35 protein-coding genes are annotated in these 25,757 nt (G+C 74.7%); 24 read left to right on the forward strand and 11 right to left on the reverse strand.

From position 1 onward, the window contains the following. Positions 1 to 10: 10 nt before the first annotated feature. Positions 11 to 361: a winged helix-turn-helix transcriptional regulator gene (locus FXF65_RS08305; protein ID WP_148349134.1), complete on the reverse strand. Its 351-nt coding sequence runs from the start codon at positions 359 to 361 to the stop codon at positions 11 to 13. A 78-nt stretch (positions 362 to 439) separates the two neighbouring features. Here FXF65_RS08305 and FXF65_RS08310 point away from each other — a divergent pair, with 78 nt between their 5' ends. The 6 genes from FXF65_RS08310 (at position 440) to FXF65_RS08335 (ending at position 4,615) form a co-directional block, all read left to right on the forward strand. Beyond that, complete coding sequence (locus FXF65_RS08310; RefSeq protein WP_148349135.1) at positions 440 to 1,288, forward strand: MBL fold metallo-hydrolase; 849 nt, start codon at positions 440 to 442, stop codon at positions 1,286 to 1,288. Then, on the forward strand, positions 1,288 to 2,286 hold the full coding sequence (locus FXF65_RS08315; protein WP_148349136.1) for a quinone oxidoreductase family protein: 999 nt from the start codon (positions 1,288 to 1,290) through the stop codon (positions 2,284 to 2,286). The genes FXF65_RS08310 and FXF65_RS08315 overlap by 1 nt, the downstream gene beginning before the upstream one ends. Positions 2,287 to 2,363: 77 nt before the next feature. Beyond that, the gene (locus tag FXF65_RS08320; protein WP_187412174.1) at positions 2,364 to 2,942 is read left to right on the forward strand and encodes an RNA polymerase sigma factor; all 579 of its coding nucleotides are present in this window, start codon (positions 2,364 to 2,366) and stop codon (positions 2,940 to 2,942) included. Beyond that, complete coding sequence (locus FXF65_RS08325; protein ID WP_148349137.1) at positions 2,939 to 3,907, forward strand: CU044_5270 family protein; 969 nt, start codon at positions 2,939 to 2,941, stop codon at positions 3,905 to 3,907. The genes FXF65_RS08320 and FXF65_RS08325 overlap by 4 nt, the downstream gene beginning before the upstream one ends. 140 nt (positions 3,908 to 4,047) lie before the next feature. Further along, positions 4,048 to 4,365 (forward strand): hypothetical protein, encoded by a 318-nt coding sequence (locus tag FXF65_RS08330; protein ID WP_148349138.1) that lies wholly within the window; start codon positions 4,048 to 4,050, stop codon positions 4,363 to 4,365. A gap of 22 nt (positions 4,366 to 4,387) precedes the next feature. Then, positions 4,388 to 4,615, forward strand: coding sequence for a hypothetical protein (locus tag FXF65_RS08335; protein ID WP_148349139.1), 228 nt, complete (start codon positions 4,388 to 4,390; stop codon positions 4,613 to 4,615). 31 nt (positions 4,616 to 4,646) lie between these two features. Here FXF65_RS08335 and FXF65_RS08340 read toward each other — a convergent pair whose 3' ends face one another. Further along, positions 4,647 to 5,768: a coiled-coil domain-containing protein gene (locus FXF65_RS08340; protein ID WP_187412175.1), complete on the reverse strand. Its 1,122-nt coding sequence runs from the start codon at positions 5,766 to 5,768 to the stop codon at positions 4,647 to 4,649. 633 nt (positions 5,769 to 6,401) lie between these two features. On the opposite strand from FXF65_RS08340, the gene FXF65_RS08345 reads away from it, so the two are divergent. The 7 genes from FXF65_RS08345 to FXF65_RS08375 all read left to right on the forward strand — a co-directional run bounded on the left by FXF65_RS08345 (position 6,402) and on the right by FXF65_RS08375 (position 12,762). Beyond that, a complete protein-coding gene (locus FXF65_RS08345; RefSeq protein ID WP_246198465.1) occupies positions 6,402 to 7,364 on the forward strand; it encodes a tyrosine-type recombinase/integrase in 963 nt (320 codons plus the stop codon). 214 nt (positions 7,365 to 7,578) lie between these two features. Beyond that, on the forward strand, positions 7,579 to 8,004 hold the full coding sequence (locus FXF65_RS08350; RefSeq protein ID WP_148349142.1) for a GNAT family N-acetyltransferase: 426 nt from the start codon (positions 7,579 to 7,581) through the stop codon (positions 8,002 to 8,004). Positions 8,005 to 8,153: 149 nt separating this feature from the next. Further along, a complete protein-coding gene (locus FXF65_RS08355; protein WP_148349143.1) occupies positions 8,154 to 8,489 on the forward strand; it encodes a YciI family protein in 336 nt (111 codons plus the stop codon). Beyond that, positions 8,486 to 9,739 (forward strand): RNA polymerase sigma factor, encoded by a 1,254-nt coding sequence (locus FXF65_RS08360; RefSeq protein ID WP_148349144.1) that lies wholly within the window; start codon positions 8,486 to 8,488, stop codon positions 9,737 to 9,739. Before FXF65_RS08355 ends, FXF65_RS08360 begins: the two co-directional genes overlap by 4 nt. Positions 9,740 to 9,830: 91 nt before the next feature. After that, positions 9,831 to 10,592 (forward strand): DUF899 family protein, encoded by a 762-nt coding sequence (locus tag FXF65_RS08365; RefSeq protein WP_148349145.1) that lies wholly within the window; start codon positions 9,831 to 9,833, stop codon positions 10,590 to 10,592. A gap of 179 nt (positions 10,593 to 10,771) precedes the next feature. Continuing rightward, positions 10,772 to 12,223 (forward strand): MFS transporter, encoded by a 1,452-nt coding sequence (locus FXF65_RS08370; RefSeq protein ID WP_246198419.1) that lies wholly within the window; start codon positions 10,772 to 10,774, stop codon positions 12,221 to 12,223. 38 nt (positions 12,224 to 12,261) lie between these two features. Continuing rightward, complete coding sequence (locus FXF65_RS08375) at positions 12,262 to 12,762, forward strand: MarR family winged helix-turn-helix transcriptional regulator (RefSeq protein WP_148349146.1); 501 nt, start codon at positions 12,262 to 12,264, stop codon at positions 12,760 to 12,762. A 55-nt stretch (positions 12,763 to 12,817) separates the two neighbouring features. Here FXF65_RS08375 and FXF65_RS08380 read toward each other — a convergent pair whose 3' ends face one another. Continuing rightward, positions 12,818 to 13,912, reverse strand: a complete 1,095-nt coding sequence (locus FXF65_RS08380; protein WP_148349147.1) for a helix-turn-helix transcriptional regulator — start codon at positions 13,910 to 13,912, stop codon at positions 12,818 to 12,820. Positions 13,913 to 14,018: 106 nt separating this feature from the next. Between FXF65_RS08380 and FXF65_RS08385 the strand changes: the two genes are divergently transcribed. Further along, positions 14,019 to 14,453: a VOC family protein gene (locus tag FXF65_RS08385; protein ID WP_148349148.1), complete on the forward strand. Its 435-nt coding sequence runs from the start codon at positions 14,019 to 14,021 to the stop codon at positions 14,451 to 14,453. 41 nt (positions 14,454 to 14,494) lie between these two features. On the opposite strand, the gene FXF65_RS08390 is transcribed toward FXF65_RS08385, so the two are convergent. Next, positions 14,495 to 15,010, reverse strand: coding sequence for a nuclear transport factor 2 family protein (locus tag FXF65_RS08390; RefSeq protein ID WP_148349149.1), 516 nt, complete (start codon positions 15,008 to 15,010; stop codon positions 14,495 to 14,497). A 116-nt stretch (positions 15,011 to 15,126) separates the two neighbouring features. Here FXF65_RS08390 and FXF65_RS08395 point away from each other — a divergent pair, with 116 nt between their 5' ends. Together FXF65_RS08395 and FXF65_RS08400 are read left to right on the forward strand one after the other, a co-directional pair. Then, a complete protein-coding gene (locus FXF65_RS08395) occupies positions 15,127 to 16,185 on the forward strand; it encodes a LysR family transcriptional regulator (RefSeq protein ID WP_222868436.1) in 1,059 nt (352 codons plus the stop codon). Positions 16,186 to 16,317: 132 nt separating this feature from the next. Further along, positions 16,318 to 16,950, forward strand: a complete 633-nt coding sequence (locus FXF65_RS08400; RefSeq protein ID WP_148349150.1) for a hemerythrin domain-containing protein — start codon at positions 16,318 to 16,320, stop codon at positions 16,948 to 16,950. A 41-nt stretch (positions 16,951 to 16,991) separates the two neighbouring features. Here FXF65_RS08400 and FXF65_RS08405 read toward each other — a convergent pair whose 3' ends face one another. The 7 genes from FXF65_RS08405 to FXF65_RS08435 are packed head-to-tail and all read right to left on the reverse strand — an operon-like array spanning position 16,992 to position 21,524. Further along, positions 16,992 to 18,809: a complex I subunit 5 family protein gene (locus FXF65_RS08405; RefSeq protein WP_222868437.1), complete on the reverse strand. Its 1,818-nt coding sequence runs from the start codon at positions 18,807 to 18,809 to the stop codon at positions 16,992 to 16,994. Further along, complete coding sequence (locus tag FXF65_RS08410; protein WP_246198420.1) at positions 18,806 to 19,168, reverse strand: sodium:proton antiporter; 363 nt, start codon at positions 19,166 to 19,168, stop codon at positions 18,806 to 18,808. The genes FXF65_RS08405 and FXF65_RS08410 overlap by 4 nt, the downstream gene beginning before the upstream one ends. A 26-nt stretch (positions 19,169 to 19,194) precedes the next feature. After that, complete coding sequence (locus FXF65_RS08415; RefSeq protein ID WP_148349151.1) at positions 19,195 to 19,902, reverse strand: Na(+)/H(+) antiporter subunit B; 708 nt, start codon at positions 19,900 to 19,902, stop codon at positions 19,195 to 19,197. After that, positions 19,899 to 20,318 carry a hydrogenase subunit MbhD domain-containing protein gene (locus tag FXF65_RS08420; protein ID WP_246198421.1) on the reverse strand — a complete coding sequence of 140 codons (420 nt, stop codon included), beginning with the start codon at positions 20,316 to 20,318 and terminating at the stop codon, positions 19,899 to 19,901. Before FXF65_RS08420 ends, FXF65_RS08415 begins: the two co-directional genes overlap by 4 nt. Further along, a complete protein-coding gene (locus FXF65_RS08425) occupies positions 20,315 to 20,623 on the reverse strand; it encodes a monovalent cation/H(+) antiporter subunit G (RefSeq protein ID WP_148349152.1) in 309 nt (102 codons plus the stop codon). Before FXF65_RS08425 ends, FXF65_RS08420 begins: the two co-directional genes overlap by 4 nt. A 17-nt stretch (positions 20,624 to 20,640) precedes the next feature. Beyond that, positions 20,641 to 20,901, reverse strand: a complete 261-nt coding sequence (locus tag FXF65_RS08430) for a monovalent cation/H+ antiporter complex subunit F (RefSeq protein WP_222868438.1) — start codon at positions 20,899 to 20,901, stop codon at positions 20,641 to 20,643. Next, the gene (locus FXF65_RS08435) at positions 20,898 to 21,524 is read right to left on the reverse strand and encodes a hypothetical protein (protein WP_148349153.1); all 627 of its coding nucleotides are present in this window, start codon (positions 21,522 to 21,524) and stop codon (positions 20,898 to 20,900) included. The genes FXF65_RS08430 and FXF65_RS08435 overlap by 4 nt, the downstream gene beginning before the upstream one ends. 186 nt (positions 21,525 to 21,710) lie before the next feature. Between FXF65_RS08435 and gvpJ the strand changes: the two genes are divergently transcribed. From gvpJ to FXF65_RS08475, 8 genes are read left to right on the forward strand one after another with little or no spacing between them, the layout of a single operon-like run. Further along, entirely contained in the window at positions 21,711 to 22,166 is a 456-nt protein-coding gene (gene gvpJ, locus FXF65_RS08440) for a gas vesicle protein GvpJ (RefSeq protein WP_148349154.1), read from the forward strand. Next, positions 22,163 to 22,945 (forward strand): GvpL/GvpF family gas vesicle protein, encoded by a 783-nt coding sequence (locus FXF65_RS08445; RefSeq protein ID WP_148349155.1) that lies wholly within the window; start codon positions 22,163 to 22,165, stop codon positions 22,943 to 22,945. Before gvpJ ends, FXF65_RS08445 begins: the two co-directional genes overlap by 4 nt. Before the next feature lie 5 nt (positions 22,946 to 22,950). Then, a complete protein-coding gene (locus tag FXF65_RS08450) occupies positions 22,951 to 23,202 on the forward strand; it encodes a gas vesicle protein GvpG (RefSeq protein WP_148349468.1) in 252 nt (83 codons plus the stop codon). Positions 23,203 to 23,211: 9 nt separating this feature from the next. Beyond that, a complete protein-coding gene (gene gvpO, locus FXF65_RS08455) occupies positions 23,212 to 23,472 on the forward strand; it encodes a gas vesicle protein GvpO (protein WP_148349156.1) in 261 nt (86 codons plus the stop codon). A gap of 7 nt (positions 23,473 to 23,479) precedes the next feature. Then, positions 23,480 to 24,049 carry a gas vesicle protein gene (locus FXF65_RS45160; protein ID WP_246198422.1) on the forward strand — a complete coding sequence of 190 codons (570 nt, stop codon included), beginning with the start codon at positions 23,480 to 23,482 and terminating at the stop codon, positions 24,047 to 24,049. Beyond that, the gene (locus tag FXF65_RS08465) at positions 24,046 to 24,978 is read left to right on the forward strand and encodes a GvpL/GvpF family gas vesicle protein (protein ID WP_148349157.1); all 933 of its coding nucleotides are present in this window, start codon (positions 24,046 to 24,048) and stop codon (positions 24,976 to 24,978) included. Before FXF65_RS45160 ends, FXF65_RS08465 begins: the two co-directional genes overlap by 4 nt. Next, on the forward strand, positions 24,975 to 25,187 hold the full coding sequence (locus tag FXF65_RS08470; RefSeq protein WP_246198423.1) for a gas vesicle protein: 213 nt from the start codon (positions 24,975 to 24,977) through the stop codon (positions 25,185 to 25,187). Before FXF65_RS08465 ends, FXF65_RS08470 begins: the two co-directional genes overlap by 4 nt. Then, positions 25,184 to 25,522 (forward strand): gas vesicle protein K, encoded by a 339-nt coding sequence (locus tag FXF65_RS08475; protein WP_246198424.1) that lies wholly within the window; start codon positions 25,184 to 25,186, stop codon positions 25,520 to 25,522. The genes FXF65_RS08470 and FXF65_RS08475 overlap by 4 nt, the downstream gene beginning before the upstream one ends. Positions 25,523 to 25,757 lie beyond the last annotated feature (235 nt).

Below are 25,757 nucleotides of genomic sequence, written 5' to 3' on the forward strand. Positions count from 1 at the left end.
ACTCGGGGCGTCAGGGTTCGGCCGGGAGCTCGATCCATTCCAGCGCCCACTGGTTGAGGTCGAGGAGGACCCTGCCGAGCGCGGCGCCCTTCTCGGTCAGCCGGTACTCGATCCGCACCGGGGTGGTGGGCCGCACGTCGCGTTCGACGAGCCCGTCGGCTTCGAGGTCCTTCAACCGCTGCGACAGCAGCTTGTGGGTCATGTCCGGGACGGCCGCCGCGATGTCGCTGAACCGGGTCGCGCCGCCGAGGAGCGCGCGCAGCACGGTCGCGGCCCAGCGGCGGCCGATCATGTCCATCGCCGCGGCGTAGTACGGGCAGTACGGCCGGAGGTCCTCGACGTCCAATCGGCGGTGTGACATGATCCACTCTCCGGAGTTTCTATCTTTAAGATACCTTCCATCCTTAGGATACAAGGTGATCGTCTAAGGAGTCAGGCCATGCCCGAGTCGAGTACGGCGGCGCTGTCGTACGAGGTGTTCGTGTCCGAGCCGATCCCCACCACCGGCACCCTGCCGACCGGGGCGCCGCAGATGTGGTCGCCGCTGTCGACCACCCTCATCTCCGGTGACACGGACGCGGTCCTGGTCGATCCGCCGTTCACGGTCGAGCAGACCCGCCTGGTCGGCGACTGGGTGGAACGCTCCGGCAAGCGGCTGGCCCACATCTACATCACCCACGGCCACGGCGATCACTGGTTCGGCGCGGCGCCGCTGGCCGGGCGCTTCCCCGGGGCGCGGGTCCACGCCACCGAGGGCACCGTCCGGCTCATGCGCGCCTCGGCGACCGGACGGCGCAAGGAGTTCTGGGACGGCCTGTTCCCCGGCCAGCTCCCCGACATCGAGGTGTCCGCCCGGGTGCTCCCGGCCGACGGCCTCACCCTGGAGGGACACGCGCTGCGCGCGGTCGAGGTCGGGCACAGCGACTGCGACGACTCCACGGTGCTGCACGTCCCCGCGCTCGGACTGGTCGTCGCGGGCGACGTCGCCTACAACAACCTCCACCAGTACCTCGCCGACGGCGGGCTCGACGGCGGCATCGACGCCTGGCTCCGCGCCATCGACACCGTGCGCGACCTGCGTCCGACCGCCGTGGTCGCCGGGCACAAGGACGCCTCACGTGCCGACGACCCGCGCATCCTCGACGAGACCGCCGAATACCTGCGCACCGCCCGCCGGGTGCTCGACGACAAGCCCGCGGCGCGGACGTTCTTCGACGAGATGACCCGCCGCTACCCCGACCGGCTCAACCCCGGCACCGTCTGGCTCAACGCGCAGAGGCTGGCCTGATGCGCGCCGTCCGCTTCCACGAGTTCGGCGGACGGGACGCCCTGCGGATCGAGGAGCTGCCGCACCCGGAACCGGACGCCGGCGCCGTGACGATCCGGATCGCCCGCGCCGGCGTCAGCCCCCTCGACGACAAGGTCCGCGCCGGTGTCCTGCCCGCGTCGATGCGCAAACCGCCGCCGCTGGTGCCGGGGGCCAGCGCCGTGGGCCGCGTCGCCGATCCCGGCGCGTCCGGGCACGCGCCCGGTGCGCGCGTCCTGCTGTGCGGCTGGGGCTACGGCACGACCCGCGACGGCACCTGGCGGGAACTGGCGGCCGTCCCGCCGGATCACCTCGTCCCCGTCCCCGACGAGGTCGGCGATGACGACGCCGCCGCCCTGGCGGCCGGTGCGGGGTATCTGACCGCCTGGCTGGCGCTCACCAAGACCGCGCGGATGCGGCCGGGGCAGGTCGTCCTCGCCCCCGGGATCTACGGGGCCGTCGCCTACGCCGCCGCCCAGGTCGCTCCGATACTCGGGGCCGCGCAGGTGATCTCCACCGTCCGCGGCGCGGACCGCCTCGCCGCCGTCCCGCCCGCGGGGAACCTCGCGGTCATCGACCTGGAGCGGGAGACGCTCGGCGACGGGGTCGCGCGGTTGACCGGCGGCGCGGGGGCGGACGTCGTCCTCGACGGCCTCGGCGGCGACCTCACCGGCCCGGCCCTCGGCACGCTGCGGCGCGGCGGAGTCCTGGTCAGCATCGGCTACACCGCCGGGACGAAGGCCGCCATCGACGTCACCGACCTCATCTGGAAGACCGCGCGGCTGGAGGGCTTCCTGTTCACCGCGTTCACCCAGCGGGAGATCGCCGACACCTACCGCACCCTGCTGGGGCACCTCGCCGCCCGCGCCGTCGAGCCCGCGATCGACCGGGTCTACCCCCTGGAGCAGGCCGCCGAGGCCCAACGGCGCGTCGTCGAGGACCGTCCCCTCGGAAGGGTGTTCCTCGACCCCCAGGTCTGAGCGCGCGGCGCGGGCGAACTTTTCCGGGGCGTGCGGCGAAAAGGGGGTGTCCGGATGGAACACGATCGGAGCCGCCCGTGAACGCACCCGCTCGAATATCCGCCGAGAGCGACGGGGAGGTGATCCGGCGGTCGACGCGGGAGCCGGAGGCGTTCGCGCTGCTGTACGACCGGCACGCGCCCCGGCTGCACCGCTACGTCGCCCGGCGGCTCGGCGACGGCCACGCCGACGACCTGGTCGCCGAGACCTTCCTCATCGCCTTCCAACGGCGCGGGGGCTTCGACCCCTCGCGGGCCGAGGCGCTGCCCTGGCTGTACGGGATCGCGGGGAACCTCATCGCCCGGCACCGCCGGACGGAGGTGCGCGTGTACCGGGCGATGGCGCGGATGGGCGGCGACCCGTCCGTCCGCTCGCACGCCGACCAGGTCGACGTGCGGGTGACGGCGGCCGCCGCGCTGGCGCGCCTGTCGGCCAGGGACCGGGAGGCGCTGCTGCTGGTGACGTGGGCCGACCTGTCCTACGAGCAGGCGGCGCAGGCGCTCGACGTCCCCGTCGGGACGATCCGCTCCCGGCTGAACCGGGCCCGGCGCAAGCTGCGGACCGCCCTCGGCGACCGCAACCCCCTGACGACCGCTGCCGAAGGAGAATCCCGATGAACGAGCTCGACGTGGTGAACAGCGTCCGCGCGGAGGTCGGCGAGCCGCCCGCCGACCGGCTCGCCGAGGGCCGGGCCCGGCTCACGGCGGGCATCGCCGCGCCCGGTTCGACCCGGGCCCATCGTCTGGTGTTCGGACGGCGGACGGCGCTGGCCGGGGGACTGGCACTGGCGGCGGCGACCGCCGCGGGCGTGGTGATCGTCCAGTCCGACGGCGGGAGCGAGCGGCCGCGGTCGGAGGCGGCGGACTTCCTGAACCGGGCGGCGCTGGTCTCCGCCAAGAGCCCCTCCCTGAGGCTCCCGCCCGGCAAGTTCCTGTACGCCGAGCAGGTGTTGAAGGTCGGGGCCCCGAACGGCCCGTTCCGGACCGACCGCCTCCAGTCGTGGTCGCCGCGCCCGGACATGCACCGCAGGGGCCGCGACAAGTCGTTCGTCCACCAGCGGGGCAAGGTGCCGCCGGGGTTCCTGCGCGGCGACCCGGGGTTCTACGCGGGACTCCCGTTCTCGCCCCAGAAGGCCCTTGACGCCCTCCCGACCGACCCCGCGCGGCTCCTGCGGTTCGCCACCCATCCGGGAGTCGGGGCGGACGGCCACACGACCAAGGCCAACCCCATGGAGGTCAAGGCGTTCCTCAGCGGCTGGCTGCAGCAGCCGAACCTGCCGCCCGGCGCCCGCAGCGCCGCCTACCGGGCGCTGGCCGGGCTGCCCGGGGTGACGCTCGACCGCGACGTCGTCGACGCGGCCGGCCGCCACGGCGTCGGGGTCGACCTCGGCGCGGTCCGCTCGCCGGAGTCGCGGCTCACGCTGATCCTGGACCGGCGGACCTACCGCCTGCTGGGGACCCGGGACAGCTCCGTCGTCCACTTCACCGACGACGCCACCGGGAAGCGCTACGACGAGCGGGCGCTGGTCGTGACCGCCATCCTGCGGACCGCCGTCGTCCCGACCGTCGGCAAGGCCCCGTAACGACGTCGGCGCGTACTGGTACTCCGCCGTCTCCGGCCCGGCCACCGTGGCCGGGCCGAAGACGACGGCCCCGCGGACCGCGCCGAGCGGTTCGCCACCGCCGGAGCCACCTGTCGCCCTGGCACGGCTTCACAGACCTGGTGCGGTCGGAGGTGGTCGGCCAGACCCCGGCGGACGCGCTCGACAACGTCATCGAGCTGCGCGCCTACATCGAGGCACTACCCGGACATCGGTACGGAGAGCTGCTGCGCGACGTCCCGTACACCTATCTCAAGAAGTCGATGACCTGGCAGTCCACCCTCGAGAAGATGCACGAGGCCCTGGAGAGCACTCCGCTTGAGAGCAACTTCGACTACGAGCCGAACGCGAAGGACCGCAGCGCCGCCAAACAGGTGAAGTGGACACCGGCGTCCGGCTCGTCCCAGCTCCAGCTCGTCCAGTTCCGGTTCGACCTCTGACTCCACGATGTCCGACTCGATCATGTCCGGGCTGGTCTCGAGCGACGACGGCGCCGGAGTCGAGGAGGACGTCGAAGTGCCGCCCGCGATGGCCAAGGACCTGAGCCCCGCGGTGTGGTACGCGAAGGCGCGGAAACACCTCAAAGAGGCGCTCACCAGGGCCGGGGCCATTCCCGTGCAGGACGACGACAGCCTCGTTTCCAAGCACCGCACAGGTCACCCGCTCTGCGCCACCAGAGCCGCACGCTAGTGAAAAACCTGCATTCGGCCGCGGCGAACTTCTACTCACCCTGACCCTGATCCGGGGCGGGGGACACATGGGGAAGCGTGTGCCCTTGGTCGGCCTCATCACGTCGGGCGAGTTCGGCTAGGGCTCGCTGGGCCTGGAACTCGGCCTGGACGGCGCGTTCGCGCTGTCGGTCGGCGTCGGCGCGGGCGGTGTCGCGGTCACGTTCGAGAGACCGCACCGTGGTGGTGAGGGCGTGCGCCTCCAGGCGTGCCTGGTCAGCCTCGGCGCGAGCGGCAGCGTTCTCCAGCCGAAGGTCGGCGGCGGTTTGCTCGGCCCTCTCGGTGAGCGCGATGGCGCTGGCGGCGGCGCGTTCGGCCTCGTTAGCGCGTTGGACGGCCTGGTCGGCTCTGGCGTGACCGGCCTCGGCGGCCGTTCGCGCGGTGCGGGCGGTGGCCTGCGCGGCGGCGAGCTCGGTGCGGCAGTCGGTCAGTTCCCGCTGCGCCCGCTCCCGCGCAGCGGTCTGGTCTTGAAGCCGGGTGAGGGCGTCCTGGAGTTGCCCGGCCAGTGATTCCTCGGCCCGCTTGGCCAGAGCGGCGGCGCGCTCGGCCTGGGTTCGTGCTTGCTCGTGCGCGGTGACGGTGTCGGCGGCGTGCCGCTCGACCTGAGCGGCCTCCTTCCGGGCTTGCTCGGCCGCCCGCTCGGCATCCTGGCGGGCCTGCCGTTCACGTTCTTGCGCGGCGGCGGCAAGGGCGGCGCGTTCGGTGGCTTGCCCGGCTTCATGCTGCGCGGCGGCGGCCGCGTCCTGGGCGGAAGCGACTTCGGCCTTGGCCGCGGTGACCTCGGCGCTGCTCGCCTCCTTGATCACGCTGAGGGCATCGACCGCCTTGGCCAGGGTGTCGCGCAGGTCAGTCATGGCCGGCACGGCCTCGTCGGCGACCGTGACCACCAGCCGGAGCGGATCGCTGATCGCCTCGGCCAGGCGGGACTCACGTCGCGCCTGGGCCCGTTCCTTGCAGTCGCGGGGCGGTGGGCAGTACAGGCGGCGACGACCGCCCTTGTACTTGCCGTCGTGGCGCCGCGGCGGCGCGGGGAGCGGCTCCCGGCACACCTGGCACCGCCCGTGCGGCGCCTCATGGTCGGCTGCTTCCTCCTCCGGTGCCTCCCCGTCCAACACCGTCCCGCCCGACCCCGCTCCGACCATCGCGACGGCCGTTCCCACGGCCGGTCCGGCAACCGGTTGTTCGGCCGCGCCTGCGGGCCGGGCACCGATGGACGGCGCGGTCTCGGGGGAGGGGCCGGGGGGGTGCCCCACTGGCTCTCCAGGGACCTGGCCCGAGAGGCCGGTGGCCGAACTGGAGTCTGGCGCTGGGCTGGCTGCCGGGGCGTCGGCGGCATTCCCGCCGGAAGCGGGCTCGGGCCTATCGATCATGGGTCAGCAGGCTAGCAGAGATAGTTACGCGAAATACGAAACTAATTACGCGAACCGCGATTCATATTCAAGCAAGCTGCATCGAGTGCATGAGAATGACTCTTATCATTCACTCGGCTAGCAGGGCGTCTGTCTCGTCTCGGTGGCGGCCGCGCAGTCGCTTGTGACTTGTGGGGGCCGCGTGGCACAGGGGCCGTGGGAGCGGTGATGCGCCACAATGCGGAGGAAGGCGGCGCGCTCCGGCAGCTACGTGATGGAGCGGCGCGGACGGCATGTTCGACGAGCTCCCATGGGAGGGCCCTAGTGACCTCGGCCGCGAGTCCTGGGTTGGATCTTGTGCCGGGTGGGACCAGCGTCGAAGGTGCCCGTTCGGTGACGATGCGAGTGCGGGGGACGCCGCCGGCACGCACCCCGGGAGAGCTGGCGAGCCTGCTGCGGGCCGCGCGGCTGTCTGAGAGGGGGCTGCGGGCGACCGCGGTGTGGCTGGTGTCGGGGCGGCGCGAGTCCGACCACACCCGGGCGGCCTACGTCCGCGATGTCGGGTGGTGGGCCGCTTGGTGCGCCGCGGCGGGCGTGGACGTCGCCGATCCGCCGACGGCCGCGGCCGACTTGTACATGGCCGAGCTGGTGGCCTGCGGACTGGCCCGGTCCACCATCGGTCGGCGGGTCGCTGCCGTGTCGTCCTGGTACACCTATCTGGTCCGCGAGCAGGGCGCGGCGGCCAATCCCTTCGACGGCGCCGAACGGCCCAGGCTTGACAATGCCGCCTCGGCCACGCGCGGGCTGTCCCGCGCGCAGGTGACGGCGGTGCTGGCGCACGCCGCCGAACACGAGAGCGCCCGTACCCATGCATTGCTGTGGCTGATGTTCGCCACCGCCGGGCGGATCGGGTCGCTGCTATCGGCCCGCATCGAGCACCTCGGGCAGGACCGCGGCCACCAGGTCATCGACCTGACGGTGAAAGGCGGGACGAAGAAGAGGTTCGCGGTTCCGCCTGCGGCGTTGCATGCGCTTGCCCGCTACCTCACCGAGCGCGGGCACCCCGAGAGCGGGCTGCTGTTCGTCACCCGGACCGGGCGGGCGCTCGGCCAGCCGTACGCGTGGAAGCTGGTCAACCGGATCGCCCGTGCCAGCGGTGTCACCCACGCCATCTCCCCGCACACCTTCCGGCACACCGCGATCACCATCGCCCTCAGTGACGGCAAGCCCTTGCACGTCGTCCAGGACTTCGCCGGACACGCCGATCCCCGCACCACCCGCCGCTATGACCGGGCCCGCAACTCCCTGGACCGCTCACCGGCCTACGAACTTGCTGCTTTGATTGCCCCTCAACCCACATAGCCCTTCACAACCCGCCGGTCAGTTCCGGATGGTCCACACCGCTCCGGCGCAGTGGCCTGGGGATGGTGGGGTGGCCGCCTGACCTTGAGGCCGGGCCGATCGCCTTCCGCGTCGGGCCGAATGCGTTGCCGACGGCCGGAGCCCGCCCAATGGGGCTGGCTGCCCCGCCGCCGGTGAACCTCCCGCGGAATGGGCGGCCCCGTTCGGGCGCGTGATGGGCCATGTGCTGGACGCGCCGGGCGCCGAGCTGCAGATGGGGTCGCGGGCCTGGGACACCGCGGCGGTCCGTGCCTGGGAGGCCGGGATGAGCGGCCGGCATCTGCTCGTCGGTGCGGTGGTGCACTCACCGTCGGGCGATGTCGTCGGTGCCACGGTCACCACGGTACGGAGCAGGGAAGCGAGGGTGGCCGAGCAGCACGACACCGCGGTGCTGCCTGGACACCGGGGCAGCGGGCTGGCTCGCTGGATGAAGGCCCGACAGACCCTGCGCCTGCATGAGCTGTTCCCGAGGGTCGAGTCGGTCACGGTGACCGTCAACCAGCGGAATGCGCCGATGCTCGCCGTGAACCGGGCGGTCGGCTACCGCCTTCTGCGAGAACGTCTGCTCGTGGAGATGTCAACGCACCGGTTGCGAACCTGAGAGCCGGTGATTCCCGTCGGATCAGATCACGGCGGACGGCCTAGGCCGTCGCGCGGCGGGAATGCGGCGTCTGCGCCGGGGCCGTCGGGACGGAGACGGTGGTGGCCGGGGTTCGTGGGTGGGGGTGGGTGTCCGGCAGAATCGGCTGTATGAGGTACGCGCTGCTGATCTGCGACGACGAGACCTTCTCGCCCAGCAACGAGGAGTTGGACGCCGATCCCGAGCATCAGGCGTGGCGGGCCGATCTGGAGCGGCGCGGCGCGTTGGTCCTCGGGACGCGGCTGCGGCCGGTGGTGGACGCGACGTCGGTCCGGGTCCGCGACGGCGAGACCCTGGTCTCGGACGGTCCGTTCGCCGAGACCAAGGACTTCGTCGGCGGGGTCGTCCTCATCGACTGCTCCGACCTGGACGAGGCGATCGAGATCGCGTCCGGCCACCCCTACGCGCGGTGGGGCGGCGTCGAGATCCGTCCCCTCTGGGAATGACCCCGCCCGCCGCGCCCGCGCCCGGTGAGGAGGAGGTGCGGGCGGCGGTCGACGCGGCCTATCGGGACGAGTGGGGGCAGGTCGTCGCGACCCTGATCGCGATGACGGGCGACTGGGACCTGGCCGAGGACTGCGCGCAAGACGCCTTCGCCGCCGCGCTGACCGCCTGGGCCCGCGACGGGGTCCCGCACCGTCCGGGGGCCTGGCTGACGACGACGGCCCGCAACCGCGCGCTGGACCGGCTCCGCCGCGACGCCGCGGGCGCCGCGAAGCTGCGCCGCCTCGCCGACCATCCCGCGGCCTCCCCCGGGGACCCGTCCGGGGACGGCGACATCCCCGACGAGCGGCTCCGGCTGATCTTCACGTGCTGCCATCCGGCGCTGCCGTTCCCGGCGCGGGTCGCGCTGACCCTGCGGACGCTGGCGGGGCTGAGCACCGCCGAGATCGCCAAGGCGTTCCTGACGGCCGAGCCCGCGATGGCGCAGCGGCTCGTCCGGGCCAAGCGCAAGATCCGGGAGGCGGGCGTCCCGTACCGGGTGCCGCCCGCCGAGCGGCTGCCCGAGCGGCTCGCCGCCGTCCTGGCGGTGCTGTACCTGATCTTCAACGAGGGCTACGACGAGCGGGACGGGCGGCGGGGGCTGGCGGGCGAGGCGGTCCGGCTGGCGCGGGTGCTGGTCGGGCTGATGCCGCGCGAGCCCGAGCCGCGGGGGCTGCTGGCGCTGATGCTGCTGCACGAGGCGCGGCGCGCGACGCGCACCCGCGGCGGCGTCCTGGTGCCGTTGGAGGACCAGGACCGGTCCCGGTGGGACGGGGCGCTGATCGACGAGGGCGTCGCGGCTCTCGACCGGGCGCTGGCGCTGCGCCGCACCGGCCCCTACCAGGTGCAGGCCGCGATCGCGGCCTGCCACGCCACCGCGCCCGACGCGGCGCGCACGGACTGGCCGCAGATCGCCGCGCTGTACGGGGAACTGGCCCGGCTGGCGCCGTCGCCGGTGGTCGAGCTGAACCGGGCGGTGGCGGTCGCGATGGCCGACGGCGTCCCGGCCGGGCTGGCGCTGGTGGAGGAGCTGACGGCGTCGGGCCGGCTGGACGGCTACCACCTGCTGCCCGCGACCCGCGCCGACCTGCTGCGCCGGGGCGGCCGTCCCGGCGAGGCCCGCGCCGCCTACGAGGAGGCGCTGCGGCTGGCGCCGACCGAGGCCGAGCGCCGCTACCTCGCCGCCCGCCTCCGCGACCTGCGGCCGGACTGACCGGAGAATTCGGCGGACCGGGATGTCGATCCGGTGCGGGTGCCCTTCGTCGGTGGGGTGAACGTCCAACCGGAGGAGAGGGGCACCGCCAATGAACACCCGCGCAGACACCGCCGAAGACACCGGCACGCCGATGCCGCCCGTCGTCGACCGGGCCGTGTGGCAGGCCGAGCTGGACGCGCTGCGCGTCCGCGAGAAGGCGCACACCCGCGAAGGCGACGCGATCGCCGCCGCGCGCCGCCGCCTGCCGATGGTCGAGGTCGCCGCCGCGACGCCGCTGACCGGCCCGGACGGGGAGGTCACGCTGCTGGACGCGTTCGAGGGACGCCGCCAGCTGATCGCCTACTTCCACATGTGGCACGCTGGGGCGCCCGCCGAGGCGCAGTGCGAGGGCTGCACGTACTTCAACGGGCAGGTCCGCGAGCTGTCGCACCTGCACGCGAACGACGTCACCTACGCGACGTTCTGCGAGGGCCCCTACGAGGAGAGCGTCCGGTACCGGGACTTCATGGGCTGGGACGTGCCGTGGTACTCGGTGCGCGACTCGGCGGCGTCGCTGCTCGCGGGGCGGCGGCCCGACATGTTCCACCTGGTGTGCTACCTGCGCGACGGCGGCCGCGTGTTCGAGACGTACTGGACGAACGGCCGCGGCGTCGAGGCGATGGACGGCAGTTTCGCCCTCCTGGACCTCACCGCCTACGGGCGCCGGGAGACGTGGGAGGACTCGCCCGCCGGGTGGCCGCGGGACCGGTCGTCCGACGCCGGGCCGATGCGGACGCGGGGGCGTCCGACCTCCCAGTGGCCGCGGCTGGAGGCGGGCCGCTCCGACGACCTCGGCCCCGCGACCGGCTGACGGTCGGCCGTCGGCGCGCGTGAGCGGGCGCCGGGCCGGGCCTCCGGAAGGGCGCCGGGCCCGGTGCCCTTCGCGTGTGCGGAAACTCTTGCGCGAATTCGTGTGGGGTCGATGTCGATTTCCGGGGCGCGTGCTTCGTCGGTGGGGCGAAAGGTCCGCTGAGACGAAGGAGAAGCACGGTGACCATCGACACGAGTGACACGACGGCGGGGGCCGGGACGGGGGAACGGCGCGGCGGGGCGCACTTCGGCGCCAGGGATCGGCTGGTGCTGTTCGTCCTGCTGGGCGCGGGGTTCATGCTGTCGGTCGATTTCTCGATCCTGAACGTGGCGCTGCCGGAGGTCGGCGCGGGCGTCGGGCTCGGGGTGACGGGCCTGCCGTGGATCACCTCCGCGTACGCGCTGCCCGCGGCCGGGTTCACGCTGCTGTTCGGCAGGCTGGGCGACCTGTTCGGGCGGCGGAGGCTGTTCGTGGCCGGGCTGGTGCTGCTGATGGGGGCGTCGCTGCTCGGCGGGCTGGCCGCCGGGCCGGGGACGCTGCTGGCGGCGCGGGCGCTGCAGGGGCTGGCGACGGCGATGACGATCCCGGCGACGCTGTCGCTGCTGACGACGACGTTCGCCGAGGGCGGGGCGCGGGAGCGGGCGCTCGGCCTGAACGGGGCGCTGCTGTCGGGCGGGTTCACGGTGGGCGCGCTGGCCGGGGGGACGCTGGTGGGGCTGCTGAGCTGGCGGGCGGCGTTCTTCGTGAACGTGCCGGTCGCCGCGGCGATCCTGCTGGCGGTCCCGTTCGTGATCGGGGAGAGCAGGGCGCCGGGCCGGGTGCGGCTGGACGTTCCGGGCGCGGTGACGGTGACCGGCGGGCTGCTCGCCGTCGTGTACGCGGTGGTGGAGCGCAGCGTTCTGGCGGGCGCGGCCGGGGCTGTGCTGCTGGTCGCGGCGTGGGTGGTGGAGACGCGGGCGGCGGCGCCGCTGGTGCCGGTGCGGGTGCTGCGGCGGGCGTCGGTACGGTGGGGGAACGGCGCGGGGCTGCTGGTCTTCGCGATGGAACCCGCCATGATCTTCCTGATGACCCTGTACCTGCAGGACGTCCTCGGGCTGTCGCCGCTGGGCACGGGCCTGGTCTTCGGGGTGCCGGGCCTTGCGTCGGTGGCGGCGGGGGTGGCCGCCGGACGGGTGATCGGCCGGTTCGGGAGCCGGACGGTGCTGGCCGTGGGGATGTCGGTGCAGGCGCTGGCGACGGTGCCGCTGGTGTTCCTCGGCGGGGACCGCACGTTCCTGCTCGTCGTGGTCCCGGCGTTGTTCGTCGGGTTCTACGGGCACGTGACCGCGATCGTGGCGTTCACGGTGACCGCGACGTCGGGGCTCCCGGACGCCGAGCAGGGCCTGGCGACCGGCCTGACGTCGATGACGCAGCAGGTGGCGCTGACGGTCGGGGTGCCGGTGATGGGATCGGTCGCGGCGGCGTGGGCGGCGGGTCCGTCCGGCCTGCGGTTCGCGCTCGGGGTGATCGTGGCGGTGACGCTGCTCGGCACGGCCCTGGTGTGGTCCGGCCTGCGCCCCCGCGGCCAGCACGGGCCGCACGAACGGCGGGGTGCCCGCGCGGTTCCGGGGACGGGCGTATCCTCCGATTGATAATCTCAACGTTGAGATTGTGGACGGTTGGAGGGCGGATGGCCGACGCGGTGGACGCGATCCTCGCGCAGTGGGGGCGGGAGCGTCCCGACCTCGACGTGTCACCGATGGGCGTGATCGGGCGGATCTCGCGGGCGCAGCTGCTGCTCGGCCGGGAGCTGCGCCGGTTCTTCGCCGCGCACGGGCTGGAGAGCTGGGAGTTCGACGTGCTGGCGACGCTGCGCCGGTCCGGCGCCCCCTACGAGCTGACGGCGGGCACGCTGCTGAAGACGGCGATGGTCACCTCGGGCGCGATCACCAACCGGATCGACCGGCTGGAGGCGCGGGGGCTGGTCGAGCGGGTCCGCGACACCGGGGACCGGCGGTCGGTGCGGATCCGGCTGACATCCCAGGGCCTGGAGACGGTGGACGCCGTGGTCGGCCCGCACGTCGCCAACGAGGAGCGGCTGCTGGCGTCGCTGGACCCGGACGGCCGGGAGCGGCTGGCAGACGCGCTGCGCACGCTGCTGGAGTCCCTCGGCGACACCTCCACCGCCTGACCCCGCGTCCCGTCCTGCCCCTGCCCCGTCGCGGTCCGGCCGTGGCGGGGCGGGGTCAGGCGAGGTCGCGGACGGCGGCGGCGGCGCGGCGCGCGATGTCGGCCAGCGGCCCGGCGAGTTCGGGCGGGTCGAGCAGGGTGTAGTCGACGGGCAGCATCGTGACGCGGTAGGCGAGGAAGTGCAGCGAGTCCGACCGGGTGTGCAGCAGGCAGGTGCGGTCGTCGACGGGTTCCAGGACGCCCTGCCATGCGGTGACGTGCTCGGCGGCCTCGTCGGCTGGGACGTGCAGCAGGACCCGCGCGGTGATCGTCCCGGATCCGCCGGCCAGGGCGTCCATGGCCCAGGACGCGGCGTCGGCCCCGCCCGGCAGGACGAGCTCGGGGCCGCGGACGCCGGTGCCGCGCGGCCCGGTGATCCGGTCGGCGCGGAAGGTGCGCCAGGCGGCGCGGTCCTCGTCGTGGGCGACCAGGTACCAGCGGCGCCCCGCGGCGACGAGCCGGTGCGGCTGAACCAGCCGCCGAGTCACGCCCCCGCCGCCCGCCCCGCCGCTCGATCCCGCGGCGGCCCCGGCGCCTGACCCGCCGCCCATCCCGGCGGATGACCCGCTGCCCGGTTCCGCGGCTGTCTCGGTGTCGGTTCCGCCGCCTGGGCGGGTGGCGGCGGTGTAGGTGAAGCGGACCTTCTCACGGGTGACGCAGGCGGCGGCGAGGACGGCGAGGACCTCGGGGTCGGCGGGCGGCGTCGCGGTGTCGCGGGGCGGCAGCGCGACGGCGGCCGCGGTGAGGGCGGCGACGCGGCGGCGCAGCCGGGCGGGCAGGACCTGATCGAGCTTGGCCAGGGCGCGGGGTGCGGCGTCCTCGGCTCCGGCGACGGCGCCCGCGGCGGCGGTGCGCAGCCCGATCGCGATGGCGACGGCCTCCTCGTCGTCCAGCAGCAGCGGCGGCATCGCGGCGCCCGCAGTGAGGCGGTAGCCGCCGGTGTTGCCGCGCGCGGCGTGGACGGGGTAGCCGAGGTCGCGGAGCCGGTCGACATCGCGGCGGACGGTCCGGACCGTGACGCCGAGCCGTTCGGCGAGTTCGGGGCCAGGCCATTCCCGCGGGGTCTGCAGCAGGGACAGCAGCCGCAGCAGCCGTCCGGACGGATCGCGCATAACCCCCATACTGCCGTCCCATGAGGACGCTCACCGACCTGATTGCCCCATAGCGTTACGGGTACCGGGCCGGGGACGGGCCCTAACCCGGCGGAGGGAGCAGGTCATGTTTCGTGGTTTCGCGACCATCGTCTTCTGGGCCGACGACCTGGAGGCGGCGAGGGACTGGTACGCGCGGGTCCTGGAGATGGAGCCCTACTTCTCCCGCCCGGGTCCGGACGGGAAGACCGCCTACTACGAGTTCCGCGTCGGCGACCGGCAGGACGAGCTCGGCCTGATCGACGGCCGGTTCCGCCCGCCGTCCGCCGCGCCGGGCCGGGACGCGACGCCGGGCCCCGGCGGGGCGATCATGTACTGGCACGTGGACGACCTGGAGGGCACCTTCGCGCGGCTGCTGTCGCTGGGCGCCGCCGAGTACCAGCCGGTCACCGCGCAGGGCGACTCGGGGTTCGTGACGGCGGCGGTCGTCGACCCGTTCGGGAACGTCCTCGGGATCATGAACAACCCGCACTTCCTGGAGATGCTGGACGCGTCCGCGTGACCCGCGCACCCCGGACCGGGCCGAGCGTCCGCGGTCCGGGGTCAGGCGCCGAAGATCGCGGCGGGGTCGCCGGTGTACCAGACGTTGTCGATGACGACGCGGCTGATGACCCACCGGTGCCCGTCGCGGACGAGGTCGGTGTCGTAGAGGTTCTTCAGCAGCGCGTGGACGGACCGGTCGGCGGTGAGCAGGTGCTGCGCCTCCACCAGCGCCGTGAGCCGCGCGGTGTCCCCGGCCGGGGCGCCGCCGTCGGGGTCGATGACAATGCGGGGGTTGGTGACCTGGTGGGTGGTGTCGACCCGTCCCTCGAACCCGCCGAGGATGGTGGCGACGATGGCGTCGCGTCCGGTCATGACGGGCGGCGCGGCGCCCCACGCGGCGGCGGCCGGGCGGAAGTCCAGCTCGGCGTCGGCGGCGAAGCAGGACGCGAACAGGGCGGGGTCCTTGAGGTCCTGGCCGAGGCCGAACCGGTAGAGCGCGTCGACGATCTCGGCGTGGTCGCGCAGCGCGGCGGCGCCCGCGCCGGGGTCGAGGGCGCGCTCCCGGGTGACGTACATGGGTTCTCCTGGGCAGGTCGGAGGGTGTTGGGACGGTCCAAGCGTGCCGCCGCCCGACCGGGGTGATCAACGCCGTCCTGTGCAAGGATCGTGAAGCGTCGCTCAATAATGGGCAGGTGCGGCGCGGCGCGGCGGGGGCCGGGCGGAGGGCGGTGGGGGCGGTGCTGGAGCGGCATGAGATCGAGGCGCTGGTGGTGCTGGCCGAGGAGCTGCACTTCGGGCGGACGGCGGAGCGTCTCGGGGTGTCGACGTCGCGGGTGAGCCAGACGGTCCGGGGGCTGGAGCGGCGGGTGGGCGTGCGGCTGTTCGACCGGACGTCGCGGCGGGTGGCCCTGACTCCGGCGGGACGGCGGCTGGCGGCCGAGGTCGGCCCGGCGTGGGCGCTGATCGGCGCGGCGGTGGACCGGGCGGTCCGGGAGGGGCGAGGCGTGACGGGGACGCTGCGCGCCGCGTTCACCGGCGCGGCGGGCGGGCAGTTGCTGGCGGGCGCGGCGCGGCTGGCGCGGTCGCGGGAGCCGGGCCTGCGGGTGGTGCTCCGCGAGGCGCGCCCCGGCGAGGTCGCGGCGTGGCTCCGCGACGGCGAGGCGGAGGTGTGCCTGGTGGAGTTCCCGGCGGGCGCCCCCTGGGACGGCGCCGACAACCGCGCCGCCGGCCTCGTCGACGGCGGTGCTGACGGCGGTGCCGACGCTCGTGCCGATGTCGGCGGCATTCGTCACGTCGACGGCCACGCCGACGGTCGTGTCGAGGGTGGCCAGGTCGACGGCGGGGACGTTGGCCGCCTCGATCGTCGCCCGGATGGTCGCGTTGACGGCGCGGGGGTGGAGGTGGGGCCGGTTCTGGTGCGGGAGGCGCGGATGCTGGCCGTTCCGGCGGGGCATCCGTTCGCGCGGCGCGGGTCGGTGCCGGTGGGGGAGTTGGCGCGCGTGCGGGTGCTGGATCCGCCGTCCCGGCGCGGGGGGACGTTGCAGGAGGCGCTGACGCTGGTCGGCGCGGGGGAGGGGGTGCTGCCGGTGAGCGCGCACGTCCGCCGGTACCACGCGCGGCCGGACGTGGCGTACGTCCCCCTGGACGGCGCGCCGCCGGTGGAGTGGGGCCTGGTGTGGCGGGCGGGCGGGGACAGCGCCCGCGTCCGCGCGTTCGTCCGCGCGGCCCGCGACCTGCTCGACGTCTCCTAGCGGACGGCCCGAGCACGGTGGCCCGGGCACGGTGGGCCGAGCGCCGGTGACGCGGCGCGGGGCGGGGTGTGAGATGCGTCTCTCCGCCCGTACGGCCGTCACATCCGGGGCCCGCGGAGGGCTCTTCCTAGTATGGGAGCTTTCGCGATCAAGCCGCGCGTCGGCGTGTCCTGCGACATGATCCTGCGCGCCGTGCACGAGGCGTTCCGCCGGGACCTGGACCGGCTCGCCGCGGCCGCGGCGGCGGGCAAGGGCGGCGCCGCGCATGTGCGGGAGGGCTGGGAGTACTTCAAGGAGCTGTTCCGGGTGCACCTGGACCTGGAGGAGCGGGAGCTGTGGCCGCGGGTGGAGCGGGCGGTGGCGGCCCGTCCGGTCGAGCGGGCGGTGCTGGCGGACCTGCGGTCCGGGCGGGCGCGGCTCGATCCGCTGATCGACGGGGTGGACGCGGCGCTGGGCGGCGGCGGGGACCTTCCGGCGGCGGTGCGGGACCTGCGCAAGGCGCTGAAGGCGCGGCTGCGGAACGTGGAGGCGAGCGCGCTGCCGCTGGCGGAGGCGGCGCTGCCGCCCGCCGAGTGGGAGGCGTTCGCGGCGGAGGCGGGACGGCGGTGCGAGGCGCGGACGCCGCTGTTCGTCCCGTGGGTGGTGGACGGGATCGCGCCGATCGAGCGGTCCCGGTTCCTGACGTCGCTGCCCGAGCCGCTGCGGGACCTGAACCGGGTGACGTGGGAGCCGACCTACCGCAAGCGCCGCCTCTGGAGCGTGTGATCCGCCCTCCGGCGACCCCCGGCCGGGCGGGGGCCCGGGGGTCATCGGAGGGCGGTGAGCAGGGCCAGGACGGCGACGCCCGCGGTGAGCCAGGCGGCGTAGTCGCCGATGTGCCCGGAGTGCAGGGCGTGCAGCCGGGCGGTAACCGCGGCGGCGGCCCGTCCGACGGCGCGCCCGGCCGGGCGGCGGGCGAGCCTGCCCCCGACCCGGCCCCCGCCGCCGTCGGGGGCGGCGTGCGGGAGGGTGGCGGCGGCGATGAGCACGGCGAGCAGCACGGTGACGGCGGCCCCGGCGAAACCGGGCAGGGTCCACGGGTCGGCCGGGACGGGGCGGGGGTGGGTGAGGCGGCCGTCCAGGACGAGCGCGGCGTAGGCGCCGTGTCCGGTGAACGCCTCGGCCGCGGCGGCGACGGGCCCGCCGGGGATGAGCCCGGTCGCGAGCCCGGCGGCGAGCAGGACGAGGCCGGGGGCGAGCATCGTCCAGGGCAGGGACCCGAGCGTGACGCGGGTCTCGGGGTCCTCGCGCTCCTGCGGGCCGTCCCGCCTGGACGCGGCTGGGGCGGGGGCGGATCGCCAGACCACGGCCCACACGCGCAGCACGGCCCCTGCGGTCAGCGCGGACGCTGCGACCGACAGCGGCGTGTACCACCACCAGCCGATCTCCGTGGCGGCGTGCTCGGTGACGGAGTGCCCGGCGAAGGTCCCCGACGGGGGCAGCCCGGCCAGGAACAGGCCGCCGAGGAGGAAGACGGCGCCGGTGACGGGCATGCCGCGTCCTCGTCCGCGCAGGTCGCGGACGTCGACGGTGCGGTGCCGGTTGAGCAGGGCCCCGGCGCCCAGGAACAGCGCGCCCTTCACCCCGGCGTGCCCGGCGAGGGAGTAGGCGGTCCCGGCGAGCGCGCCGGGGGTGGCGGCGGCGACGCCGACGAGCAGCAGCCCGACGTGGGCGATGGTGGAGTAGGCCAGCAGCCGTTTGACGTGGTGCTGCAGGACGCTCATCACGGCGCCGAGCAGCGCGGCGGCGGCGCCGAGGACGGCGACCGCGCGGAGCGGGACGAGCCCGTCGAACACCGCCCAGTACGTCCGCGCCACCCCGTACACGCCGAGCTCGACCATGATTCCGGAGAACAGGACGCAGACGGGGGTGGGCGCGACGGCGTGCGCGTCGGCAAGCCAGAAGTGGAAGGGGACGGCGGCGGCTTTCACCAGGTAGCCGGTGCAGATGAGCACGAACGCGCCGGTGACCAGCCCGCCCCCGGGCCCGGCGGCGGCGAGGTGGCGCCCGGCGGTGGCGAGGCCGAGTTCGCCGGTGCGGGCGTAGACCAGCGCGATCCCGGCGAGGGTGAGGTAGGCGCCGATGGACTGGACGATCCCGAAGTTCAGCGCGCCGTGGACGGTGCTCGGCTCCTCCGACCGGTATCCGGTCAGCGCGAACGCCACGACGCTCATCAGCTCGAAGAACACGAACGCGTTGAACAGGTCGCCGGTGTAGGCGAACCCGCACATCGACGCCAGGAACAGCAGGACCATGGCGTGGAAGGCGGCCTGGATCTCGGTGAAGTACCGCCAGGAGAACGCGAGCGCGGCGAGGGTGAGGACGGCGGCGGTGCACGCGGTCCCGGCGGCGAACGGGTCGGCGGCCAGGGGGATCCCGACGCCGGTGCCGGGGCCCCACCCGCCGAGCCAGGCGACCTGCGGGCGGTGCGGGGAGCGGGCGAGGGCGACCGCGGTCAGGGCGGTGACGGCGGCGGCGGTGCCGAGCGCGGCGGCGTCCACGGCGAGGCGGGGCAGCCACCGTCCGGCGGCGGCGAGCAGCGCGGCGGCGAGGACGGGCAGCGCGACGGTCAGCTGCAGGATCACGATTCGAGGGACCGCAGGTCGGCCGGGTCCAGGGTGCCGCGCCGCTTGGCGACCTGGACGGCCAGCGCGAGCAGCAGCGCGGTGACGGTGGCGCCGACGACGACGTCGGTGAGGGCCATCGCCTGCACGACCGGGTCGGTGACGGGCCCTCCGGCGGGCGGCGGCGGGCGGTCGGAGAACACCGGCGCGGTCGCGCCCGACCGGTACCCGATCGCCAGGAGCAGCACGTAGGTGCCGGACTGGGTGACCTGAAGGCACACCACGGCGTGGACGAGGTCGCGGCTGGTGACGATGCCGTACAGCCCGACGAGCATGATCCACCCGGCGGCCAGGTAGGGCAGCAGGTGCGGCAGGTTCACATCGCCCCCCTCACTTCGTGTCCCCTTTACTTCGTCGGTCGGGCGGGGTCGCGGACGAGGAGCGCCTGCTCGAAGAACTTGGAGAGCAGCAGGACCAGGGCGCAGCCGACCTCGGCGCCGACGGCGCCGTTGAGGGCTGGCACCCGCCCGGTGGCGGCCCATCCGGCGGCGTACAGCACGATCGCGGTGAACAGGGCGGCGGCGAGGGCCTCGGCGGTCTCGAACGCCGGGAGCGGCCGCAGCCGCTGCAGCGCGGGGTAGTCCCCGGCGAGGTAGAGCAGGTGGACGGCGGTGCCGAGGACGACGCCGCCCTGGAACCCGCCGCCGGGGGACTGCTGCCCGTGCGCGACGATGTACACCCCGGCGACCAGGGTGACGGGCAGCAGGAGCATCCCGGCGATGCGCAGCGCGTCCGACACCTCGGCCGGGCCGTGCCGGTGGGCGGCGCCGTCGTCCTCCTCCTCGCGCCGCACGACGTGCAGGACCACCACGGCGGCGATCGCGGCGGCGAGCAGGATCAGCTCCTCGCCGAGGGTGTCGAAGCCGCGCTGGTCGAAGGTGACCGACGCGACGACGTTGGGGGTGCCCTCCCGGACGGCCTGGTGGACGGCGCGTGCGGCGTAGGGGTGCACGGGCCCGCCGAACTCGGGCAGGCCGCGGACGGCGGCGGCGAACAGCGCCGCGAAGCCCGCCGTACCGACGGCGAACAGCAGGAGGCGGACCCGCGCCGTCACCGCCGCGCCTCCCGCCCGCCGTCCCTTCCATCGTCCTGTCTGTCGCCGTCCTGTCCGCTGGCGTCGTCGTCGTGGGCGGCGTCGTGGGCGTCGTCGCGGTGGCGGCGGGCGGCGTGCAGGGCCAGGACGACGATGAGCGGCACCAGGACCGTCCCGACGGCGAGCTGGGACATGGCCACGTCGGGCGCCTGGAGGATGAGGAACAGCAGCCCGAGGACCAGCCCGTACCCCGACAGGACGATCGCCTGCCGGGCGGGGTCGCGGGTCAGGACCACGGCGGTCGCCATCGCGGCGACCAGGGCGAGCGCGACGCCGATCAGCACCCCTGCCAGGGGCCCGGACAGCGCGTCCAGCGCCCGCGCGGGCGGCGCGGCCGAGGCGACGGCCGAGAGGAGGCCGGTCATGGGGGCGGTCACGGCTGGGCTCGTTCCGGTTCGGACGCGGCGGCGCGTTCGGCGGCCTGCGCGGCGGTGACGACGGTGGGCGGTCCGGTCGCGGCGAGCAGGACCGCGATGAGGGCGAGTTTGGCGACGTCGTGCCAGGACGACCAGGTCCGCAGCGCCAGTCCCGTGAGGACGAGCGGCGCGGCGAGGACGGTGACGGGCGCGGCGGCGTGCAGCCGTCCGGCAGCGTCGCGGGCGGCGGCCAGGCGCACCGATGCGGCGACGGCCACGGCGGTCCCGGCCCAGGTCAGCAGGTCGGCGATCAGGCCGAGGCTCATGGGCGTCTCCGCAGGGGTCAGAGGGTCCGGCTGAGGAACCGGGCGAACACCAGGGACCCGGCGAACGACAGCAGCGCCAGCACCAGCGCGACGTCGAGGTAGGCGGGACGGCCGTAGGCGGCGGCGAGCAGCGTCAGCGCGACGGCGACCAGCGGCCCGGCGACGATGAGCCCGGCGAGCCGTCCGGCGGGACGGCCGCGCAGCATGGCGGTGAGCGCGGGGACCAGCGCCCCGATCATGATGACCAGGGCGGGCAGCGCGGTTCCGGCGGCGCTCATTCCGCGTTCCCGCCCCGCGCCCGTCCCGGGTCGGAGGCTCCCCGGCCGGTGGTTCCGCGGTCTGTGGCCTCGGGGGCGGCGATCAGGCCCGTGCGGCGCAGGCGCCGTTCGAAGGCGGACACGCCGGGGGTGAGGCGGTGCACGCGCAGCAGTCCGCGTCCCGGGTCGACGGCCGCGACGAACGTCGCGGGCGACGCCGACATCAGCAGCGTCGCGGCGCCGCGGGCGGCGGGCCCGGGCGCGACGGACAGGCGCGTCCAGTCCCCGCCGGACGCGCCGCGCGCGACGATGCGCGCGGTGTCGGCGACGATCCGCCACGGCAGCAGCGCTCCCGACACCGCCCCGGCCGCGACCATCCGGGCGCTGTGGACGTCGCCGTCCGGGCGGGCGGAGGAGTCGAACAGGGCGCGGCGCCCGGCGACGGCGGCCGCCGCCCCGGCCGCGGCGGCGCCCGCTCCGACGGAGATCTCCAGCGGGGTCACCGCCGAGACCATCGCGAGGTACCCGGCCAGCAGGACGGTCCACCATCCCGCCGGCTCAGCCACCCGCCGCGCCGTCCGGCGCACCGTCCGCCAGTCGACCGACCGGCGCGGCGGCGGGCGGGTGTGCTCGTTCACAGGCATGACCAACGCCATACCCGGCGGGACGGTTCCAACCGTCCAGGCCCCTGACCTGCGCCTTTCCCCTCCCGTCGGGCTTGACCGTGCCATGACCGGATCGAGGTCTCCCGTTTAGGGAGATCGGTAGGGGTACATCGGGGGGCGTGCCGGACGGCACACCGAACGAAACCAACCTGAGGAGATGATGACATGACTGGGCCGATCGCCCAGCAGACCCAGGGCGGAGCACAAGTCCAGCGCGGCGGCGGCTCGGGCAGCAGCCTCGCCGACGTCGTCGACCTGATCCTTGAAAAGGGACTGGTCATCGACATCTACGCGCGGGTCTCGCTGGTAGGCATCGAGATCTTGACGGTGGACGTGCGGATCGTGGTCGCGGGTGTCGACACCTACCTGCGGTTCGCCGAGGCGGTGAACCGGCTCGACATCGCCCACGACGGCACCTCGCAGGGGCTGCCGGAGTTCGTGGGCGGAATGCAGGAGTCGGGCGCCAAGAAGAAGACCCGCGGCGCGCTGGAAGGGGCGGGAGAGCGCCTCAAGGAGACCTTCTCCGGCGACGACGACTCGGAATCCGAATCCGACTCAGACTCGGGCGGGCGCAGGCCCGCGCGGCGCCGGTCGTCCCGCAAGAAGGAGGACGACGAATGAGCACCCCGACTTCGCCCGCCCCCGCCGACGGGGGCCCGGCTCCGCAGTACGTGTACGGGGTGACGCGGTCGGGCGTGGCGCTGCCGGACGGCGTGCCCGGCGTCGACGACCGGCCGGTGACGGCGGTCGAGGGCGGCGGCTGCGCCGCGCTGGTCAGCGACCTGCCGACCGGCCGCCCGCTCGGCGAGCGCGCCGACCTGGTCGCCCACCAGCGGATCCTGAACGCCCTCGTCGAGGCCGGGACCGCGGTCCTGCCGTTCCGGTTCGGGGCGGCGCTCGCCGACCGCGACGCCGTGGAGAAGGAACTGCTGGGCGCCAACGCCGGCCGCTTCACCGAGATCCTGAACGGCCTGGAAGGACGGGTGGAGCTGCGCATCAAGGCCTCCTACGTCCAGGAGACGGTGCTGCGGGAGATCATGGAGTCCGAGCCGGAGATCGCCGAGCTGTCGCGGCGGCTGCGGGAGGTCCCGCCCGACGCCGCCGACGCCGTCTACTACGACCGGATCCGCCTCGGCGAGCTGATCGCCCAGGCCATGCAGCGGCGCCGCGAGGTCGACGGCCAGGTCCTGCTGGAGAGCGCCGCGCCCGCCGCCGAGGCCGTCGTGCCGAAGACCCCGGTGCGGGAGGAGGACGTCCTGGACGCCTCGTTCCTGGTCCGCGCCGACCGCCGCGCCGAGTTCGACAAGGCCGTCGAGGAACTCGACCGCGCGCACTCCTCCCGGATCCGGATCCGGTCGATCGGGCCGCTGCCGCCCTACGACTTCGTCCCGGAGGCGTGACCGCGATGGGACTGTTCACCGGCCTGGTGACACTGCCGCTCGTGCCCGTCCGCGGCGTGATGTGGCTCGCCGAGACGCTCACCGAGCAGGCCGAGGCGCGGCTGTACGACCCGGGCCGGATCGCCGCGGAGATGGAGCAGGTCGCCGACGACGTCGCCGCCGGGCGGATCGACGACGAGGAGGCCGCCGCCCGCGAGGAGGACCTGATCCGCAGGCTGAACGAGGGCCGTGCCCGCCGCGCCTACCCGGGCGTATAGGGAGGTCCGATGCTTTCCGCGACCGAGGCCGCGTCCCGCGCGGTCGAGCACGTCACCGGGATGACCGGCCGCGCCGCCGAGTGCGTGGTCGGGATCGAGCGGCGCGGGGAGGGTGGCTGGCGGGTCGCGGTGGAGGTCGTGGAGATCCGCCGGATCCCCGACTCGGCCGACATCCTCGCGATCTACGACACAGAGGTGGACGCGGACGGGGAGCTGGTCGGCTACCGCCGCGCCCGCCGCTACCCCCGCGGACGAGTGGAGAGGAGCTGAGCACCGGATGAGCGACATCCCCTGGACCGGCACGCCGTCCACGGCCCGCTCCACGGCACTGGACGCGCGGGCGGGCGGCCAGCCCGCGAACCTGGCCGACCTGCTGGAGCGCATCCTCGACAAGGGCATCGTCATCGTCGGGGACATCAGGATCAACCTGCTGGACATCGAGCTGCTGACGATCAAACTGCGGCTGCTGGTGGCGTCGGTGGACAAGGCCAAGGAGATGGGCATCGACTGGTGGGAGCACGACCCGTCGCTGTCGTCCAAGGCCCGCCGCGACGACGACGGCGCGGGCGGGACGGGGGCGGCGGAGCTGGCGGAGGAGAACCGGCGGCTGCGCGAGCGCCTCGCCGCCCTGGAGTCCGGCGACGCCCGCCCGCCCGACGACCGGCCCCGCCTGGAACCGGCGCACGCCGAGCCGCGGCAGGACCGGCAGTCGGCCAAGCCCCAGGCACGGGACGGGCAGGCCCCGGACGAGCGGGATCCGGACGAGCAGGCGCGAGACGAGTCGCCACGAGAGGAGCGGGCGCCGCGGTCGGAACCGCGGGCGCGGGACAAGGAGCAGCGATCATGAGTGGAGCACCGTCCAGCGGAGCACCCCCGGTAGCGGACGCCGTGAACCAGGCCGACCAGGCCGACCAGGCGGACACCGCCGTCTACCTGTACGGGGTGGCGCGGGGACTGGACCCGTCCGAGCTGCGCGGCGCGTCCGGCGTCGCGGGCGCGCCCGTGCGGGGCGTGGTCGCCGGGGGGCTGACGGCGCTGGTCAGCACCGTCCGCCTGGCCGAGTACGGGGAGGCGGCGCTGCGCGCCAACCTGGAGGACCTGGCGTGGTTGGAGGCGACCGCCCGCGCCCACCACGACATCGTGGACCGCGCCGCGCACGCCGCGCCGACCGCCCCGGTCCGGATCGCGACGATCTACCAGGACGACGCCCGCGTCGCCGAGGTCCTGGGGGCGCAGGCCGAACGGTTCCGCTCGGTGCTGGACCGCCTCACCGGCCGCACGGAATGGGGCGTCAAGGCATGGGCGGACCCGTCCGCCCTGGACGCCCCGGACACGCACTCCGGTGGAGGGCTCGCGCCCAGCGCCGAGCCCCCCACCGGCCCACCCGCCTCCGCCCGCTCCGGCTCCGGCTCCGGCTCTGAAGCGTCCCGGCTGGGCGCGGAGCCGTCGGCAGGGGCCGGGACGGCGTACCTGCTGCGGCGGCAGCGGGAGCGGCGGCGCCGCGAGGACGCCGGACGCCGCGCCGCCGAACACGCCGGAACCGTCCACGAAGACCTCGCGGGCCTCGCGGTCGCGGCACGGCGGCACGCGCCGCAGGACCCGCGCCTGTCCGGACGGTCCGGCACCCAGGTCCTCAACGCCGCCTACCTGCTCGACGACGAGCGGGTCGACGACTTCCTCGCGGCGGCGCGGTCGGCGGGGGAGCGGCTGGCGGGCGTCGAGGTGGAGGTGACCGGCCCCTGGCCGCCGTACTCCTTCATCGGGGAGGACACGTGACCACCGTCCTGGACCACGCCACCGACGCGCCGATGGAGCGGATCGCGCTGGTCGACCTGCTCGACCGGCTGCTCGCCGGCGGCGTGGTCATCGCCGGTGACCTGGTCATCTCCATCGCGGGCGTGGACCTGGTGCAGGTGTCGCTGCGCGCGCTGATCACCACCGTCCGCGACGAACTCCTGCCCGACATGGGGGAGGAGCGCCCGTGACGGCACCCCCCGGCCGGAGACCCTCCCTGGAGGCGGAACTGAGGGAACGCTCGGCGCGGACGATGCAGCGGCTGCGGTCCGACCCCGAGAACGTCGAACGCGACCTGGTGAAACTCGTCCTCACCCTGGTCGAACTGATCCGGCAGCTGATGGAACGGCAGGCGCTGCGCCGCGCCGAGGGCGGCGACCTGACCGACGACCAGATCGAGGCGCTGGGCCTGGCGCTGATGCGGCTGGAAGAGGCCATGACCCGCCTCAAGGACCACTTCGACCTGGACGACCACGACCTCAACCTCGACCTCGGCCCCCTGGGCACCCTCCTCCCCGACGCCTAACCCACCCCCACGACACCGCCCCGCCCGGCACCCGCCGGGGCGGGGCTCCCGTGCCTCAGGCAGGGGAGAAGCACCGCTCGACGCCCTTCACTGCCTCGTCCAGGATCCGCCGAGCGGCGTGCACGCGATCTACAGGCCCGCTGTGGTCGTCCGCCCGGTCGGCGGACCGTCGACCGGCAGTCTGTCTGGTCGAGCGTCCGGCTGACCGTGGTCTGCGCTGATCAGCGGGTCGGCG

It is taken from the genome of Actinomadura syzygii, assembly GCF_008085905.1.
In the GTDB taxonomy this organism is placed as follows: domain Bacteria; phylum Actinomycetota; class Actinomycetes; order Streptosporangiales; family Streptosporangiaceae; genus Spirillospora; species Spirillospora syzygii.

Coding starts and splice junctions, on each gene's coding strand:
- FXF65_RS08435 (WP_148349153.1), bottom strand. CDS start 21,524: ATGCCTGTGAACGAGCACACCCGCCCGCCGCCGCGCCGGTCGGTCGAC.
- FXF65_RS08380 (WP_148349147.1), bottom strand. CDS start 13,912: ATGCGCGATCCGTCCGGACGGCTGCTGCGGCTGCTGTCCCTGCTGCAG.
- FXF65_RS08385 (WP_148349148.1), top strand. CDS start 14,019: ATGTTTCGTGGTTTCGCGACCATCGTCTTCTGGGCCGACGACCTGGAG.
- FXF65_RS08335 (WP_148349139.1), top strand. CDS start 4,388: ATGTCCGGGCTGGTCTCGAGCGACGACGGCGCCGGAGTCGAGGAGGAC.
- FXF65_RS08375 (WP_148349146.1), top strand. CDS start 12,262: ATGGCCGACGCGGTGGACGCGATCCTCGCGCAGTGGGGGCGGGAGCGT.
- FXF65_RS08360 (WP_148349144.1), top strand. CDS start 8,486: ATGACCCCGCCCGCCGCGCCCGCGCCCGGTGAGGAGGAGGTGCGGGCG.
- FXF65_RS08350 (WP_148349142.1), top strand. CDS start 7,579: ATGGGCCATGTGCTGGACGCGCCGGGCGCCGAGCTGCAGATGGGGTCG.
- FXF65_RS08345 (WP_246198465.1), top strand. CDS start 6,402: ATGCGAGTGCGGGGGACGCCGCCGGCACGCACCCCGGGAGAGCTGGCG.
- gvpJ (WP_148349154.1), top strand. CDS start 21,711: ATGACTGGGCCGATCGCCCAGCAGACCCAGGGCGGAGCACAAGTCCAG.
- FXF65_RS45160 (WP_246198422.1), top strand. CDS start 23,480: ATGAGCGACATCCCCTGGACCGGCACGCCGTCCACGGCCCGCTCCACG.
- FXF65_RS08400 (WP_148349150.1), top strand. CDS start 16,318: ATGGGAGCTTTCGCGATCAAGCCGCGCGTCGGCGTGTCCTGCGACATG.
- FXF65_RS08365 (WP_148349145.1), top strand. CDS start 9,831: ATGAACACCCGCGCAGACACCGCCGAAGACACCGGCACGCCGATGCCG.
- FXF65_RS08305 (WP_148349134.1), bottom strand. CDS start 361: ATGTCACACCGCCGATTGGACGTCGAGGACCTCCGGCCGTACTGCCCG.
- FXF65_RS08450 (WP_148349468.1), top strand. CDS start 22,951: ATGGGACTGTTCACCGGCCTGGTGACACTGCCGCTCGTGCCCGTCCGC.
- FXF65_RS08390 (WP_148349149.1), bottom strand. CDS start 15,010: ATGTACGTCACCCGGGAGCGCGCCCTCGACCCCGGCGCGGGCGCCGCC.
- FXF65_RS08315 (WP_148349136.1), top strand. CDS start 1,288: ATGCGCGCCGTCCGCTTCCACGAGTTCGGCGGACGGGACGCCCTGCGG.
- FXF65_RS08465 (WP_148349157.1), top strand. CDS start 24,046: ATGAGTGGAGCACCGTCCAGCGGAGCACCCCCGGTAGCGGACGCCGTG.
- gvpO (WP_148349156.1), top strand. CDS start 23,212: ATGCTTTCCGCGACCGAGGCCGCGTCCCGCGCGGTCGAGCACGTCACC.
- FXF65_RS08355 (WP_148349143.1), top strand. CDS start 8,154: ATGAGGTACGCGCTGCTGATCTGCGACGACGAGACCTTCTCGCCCAGC.
- FXF65_RS08310 (WP_148349135.1), top strand. CDS start 440: ATGCCCGAGTCGAGTACGGCGGCGCTGTCGTACGAGGTGTTCGTGTCC.
- FXF65_RS08425 (WP_148349152.1), bottom strand. CDS start 20,623: ATGAGCCTCGGCCTGATCGCCGACCTGCTGACCTGGGCCGGGACCGCC.
- FXF65_RS08325 (WP_148349137.1), top strand. CDS start 2,939: ATGAACGAGCTCGACGTGGTGAACAGCGTCCGCGCGGAGGTCGGCGAG.
- FXF65_RS08445 (WP_148349155.1), top strand. CDS start 22,163: ATGAGCACCCCGACTTCGCCCGCCCCCGCCGACGGGGGCCCGGCTCCG.
- FXF65_RS08430 (WP_222868438.1), bottom strand. CDS start 20,901: ATGAGCGCCGCCGGAACCGCGCTGCCCGCCCTGGTCATCATGATCGGG.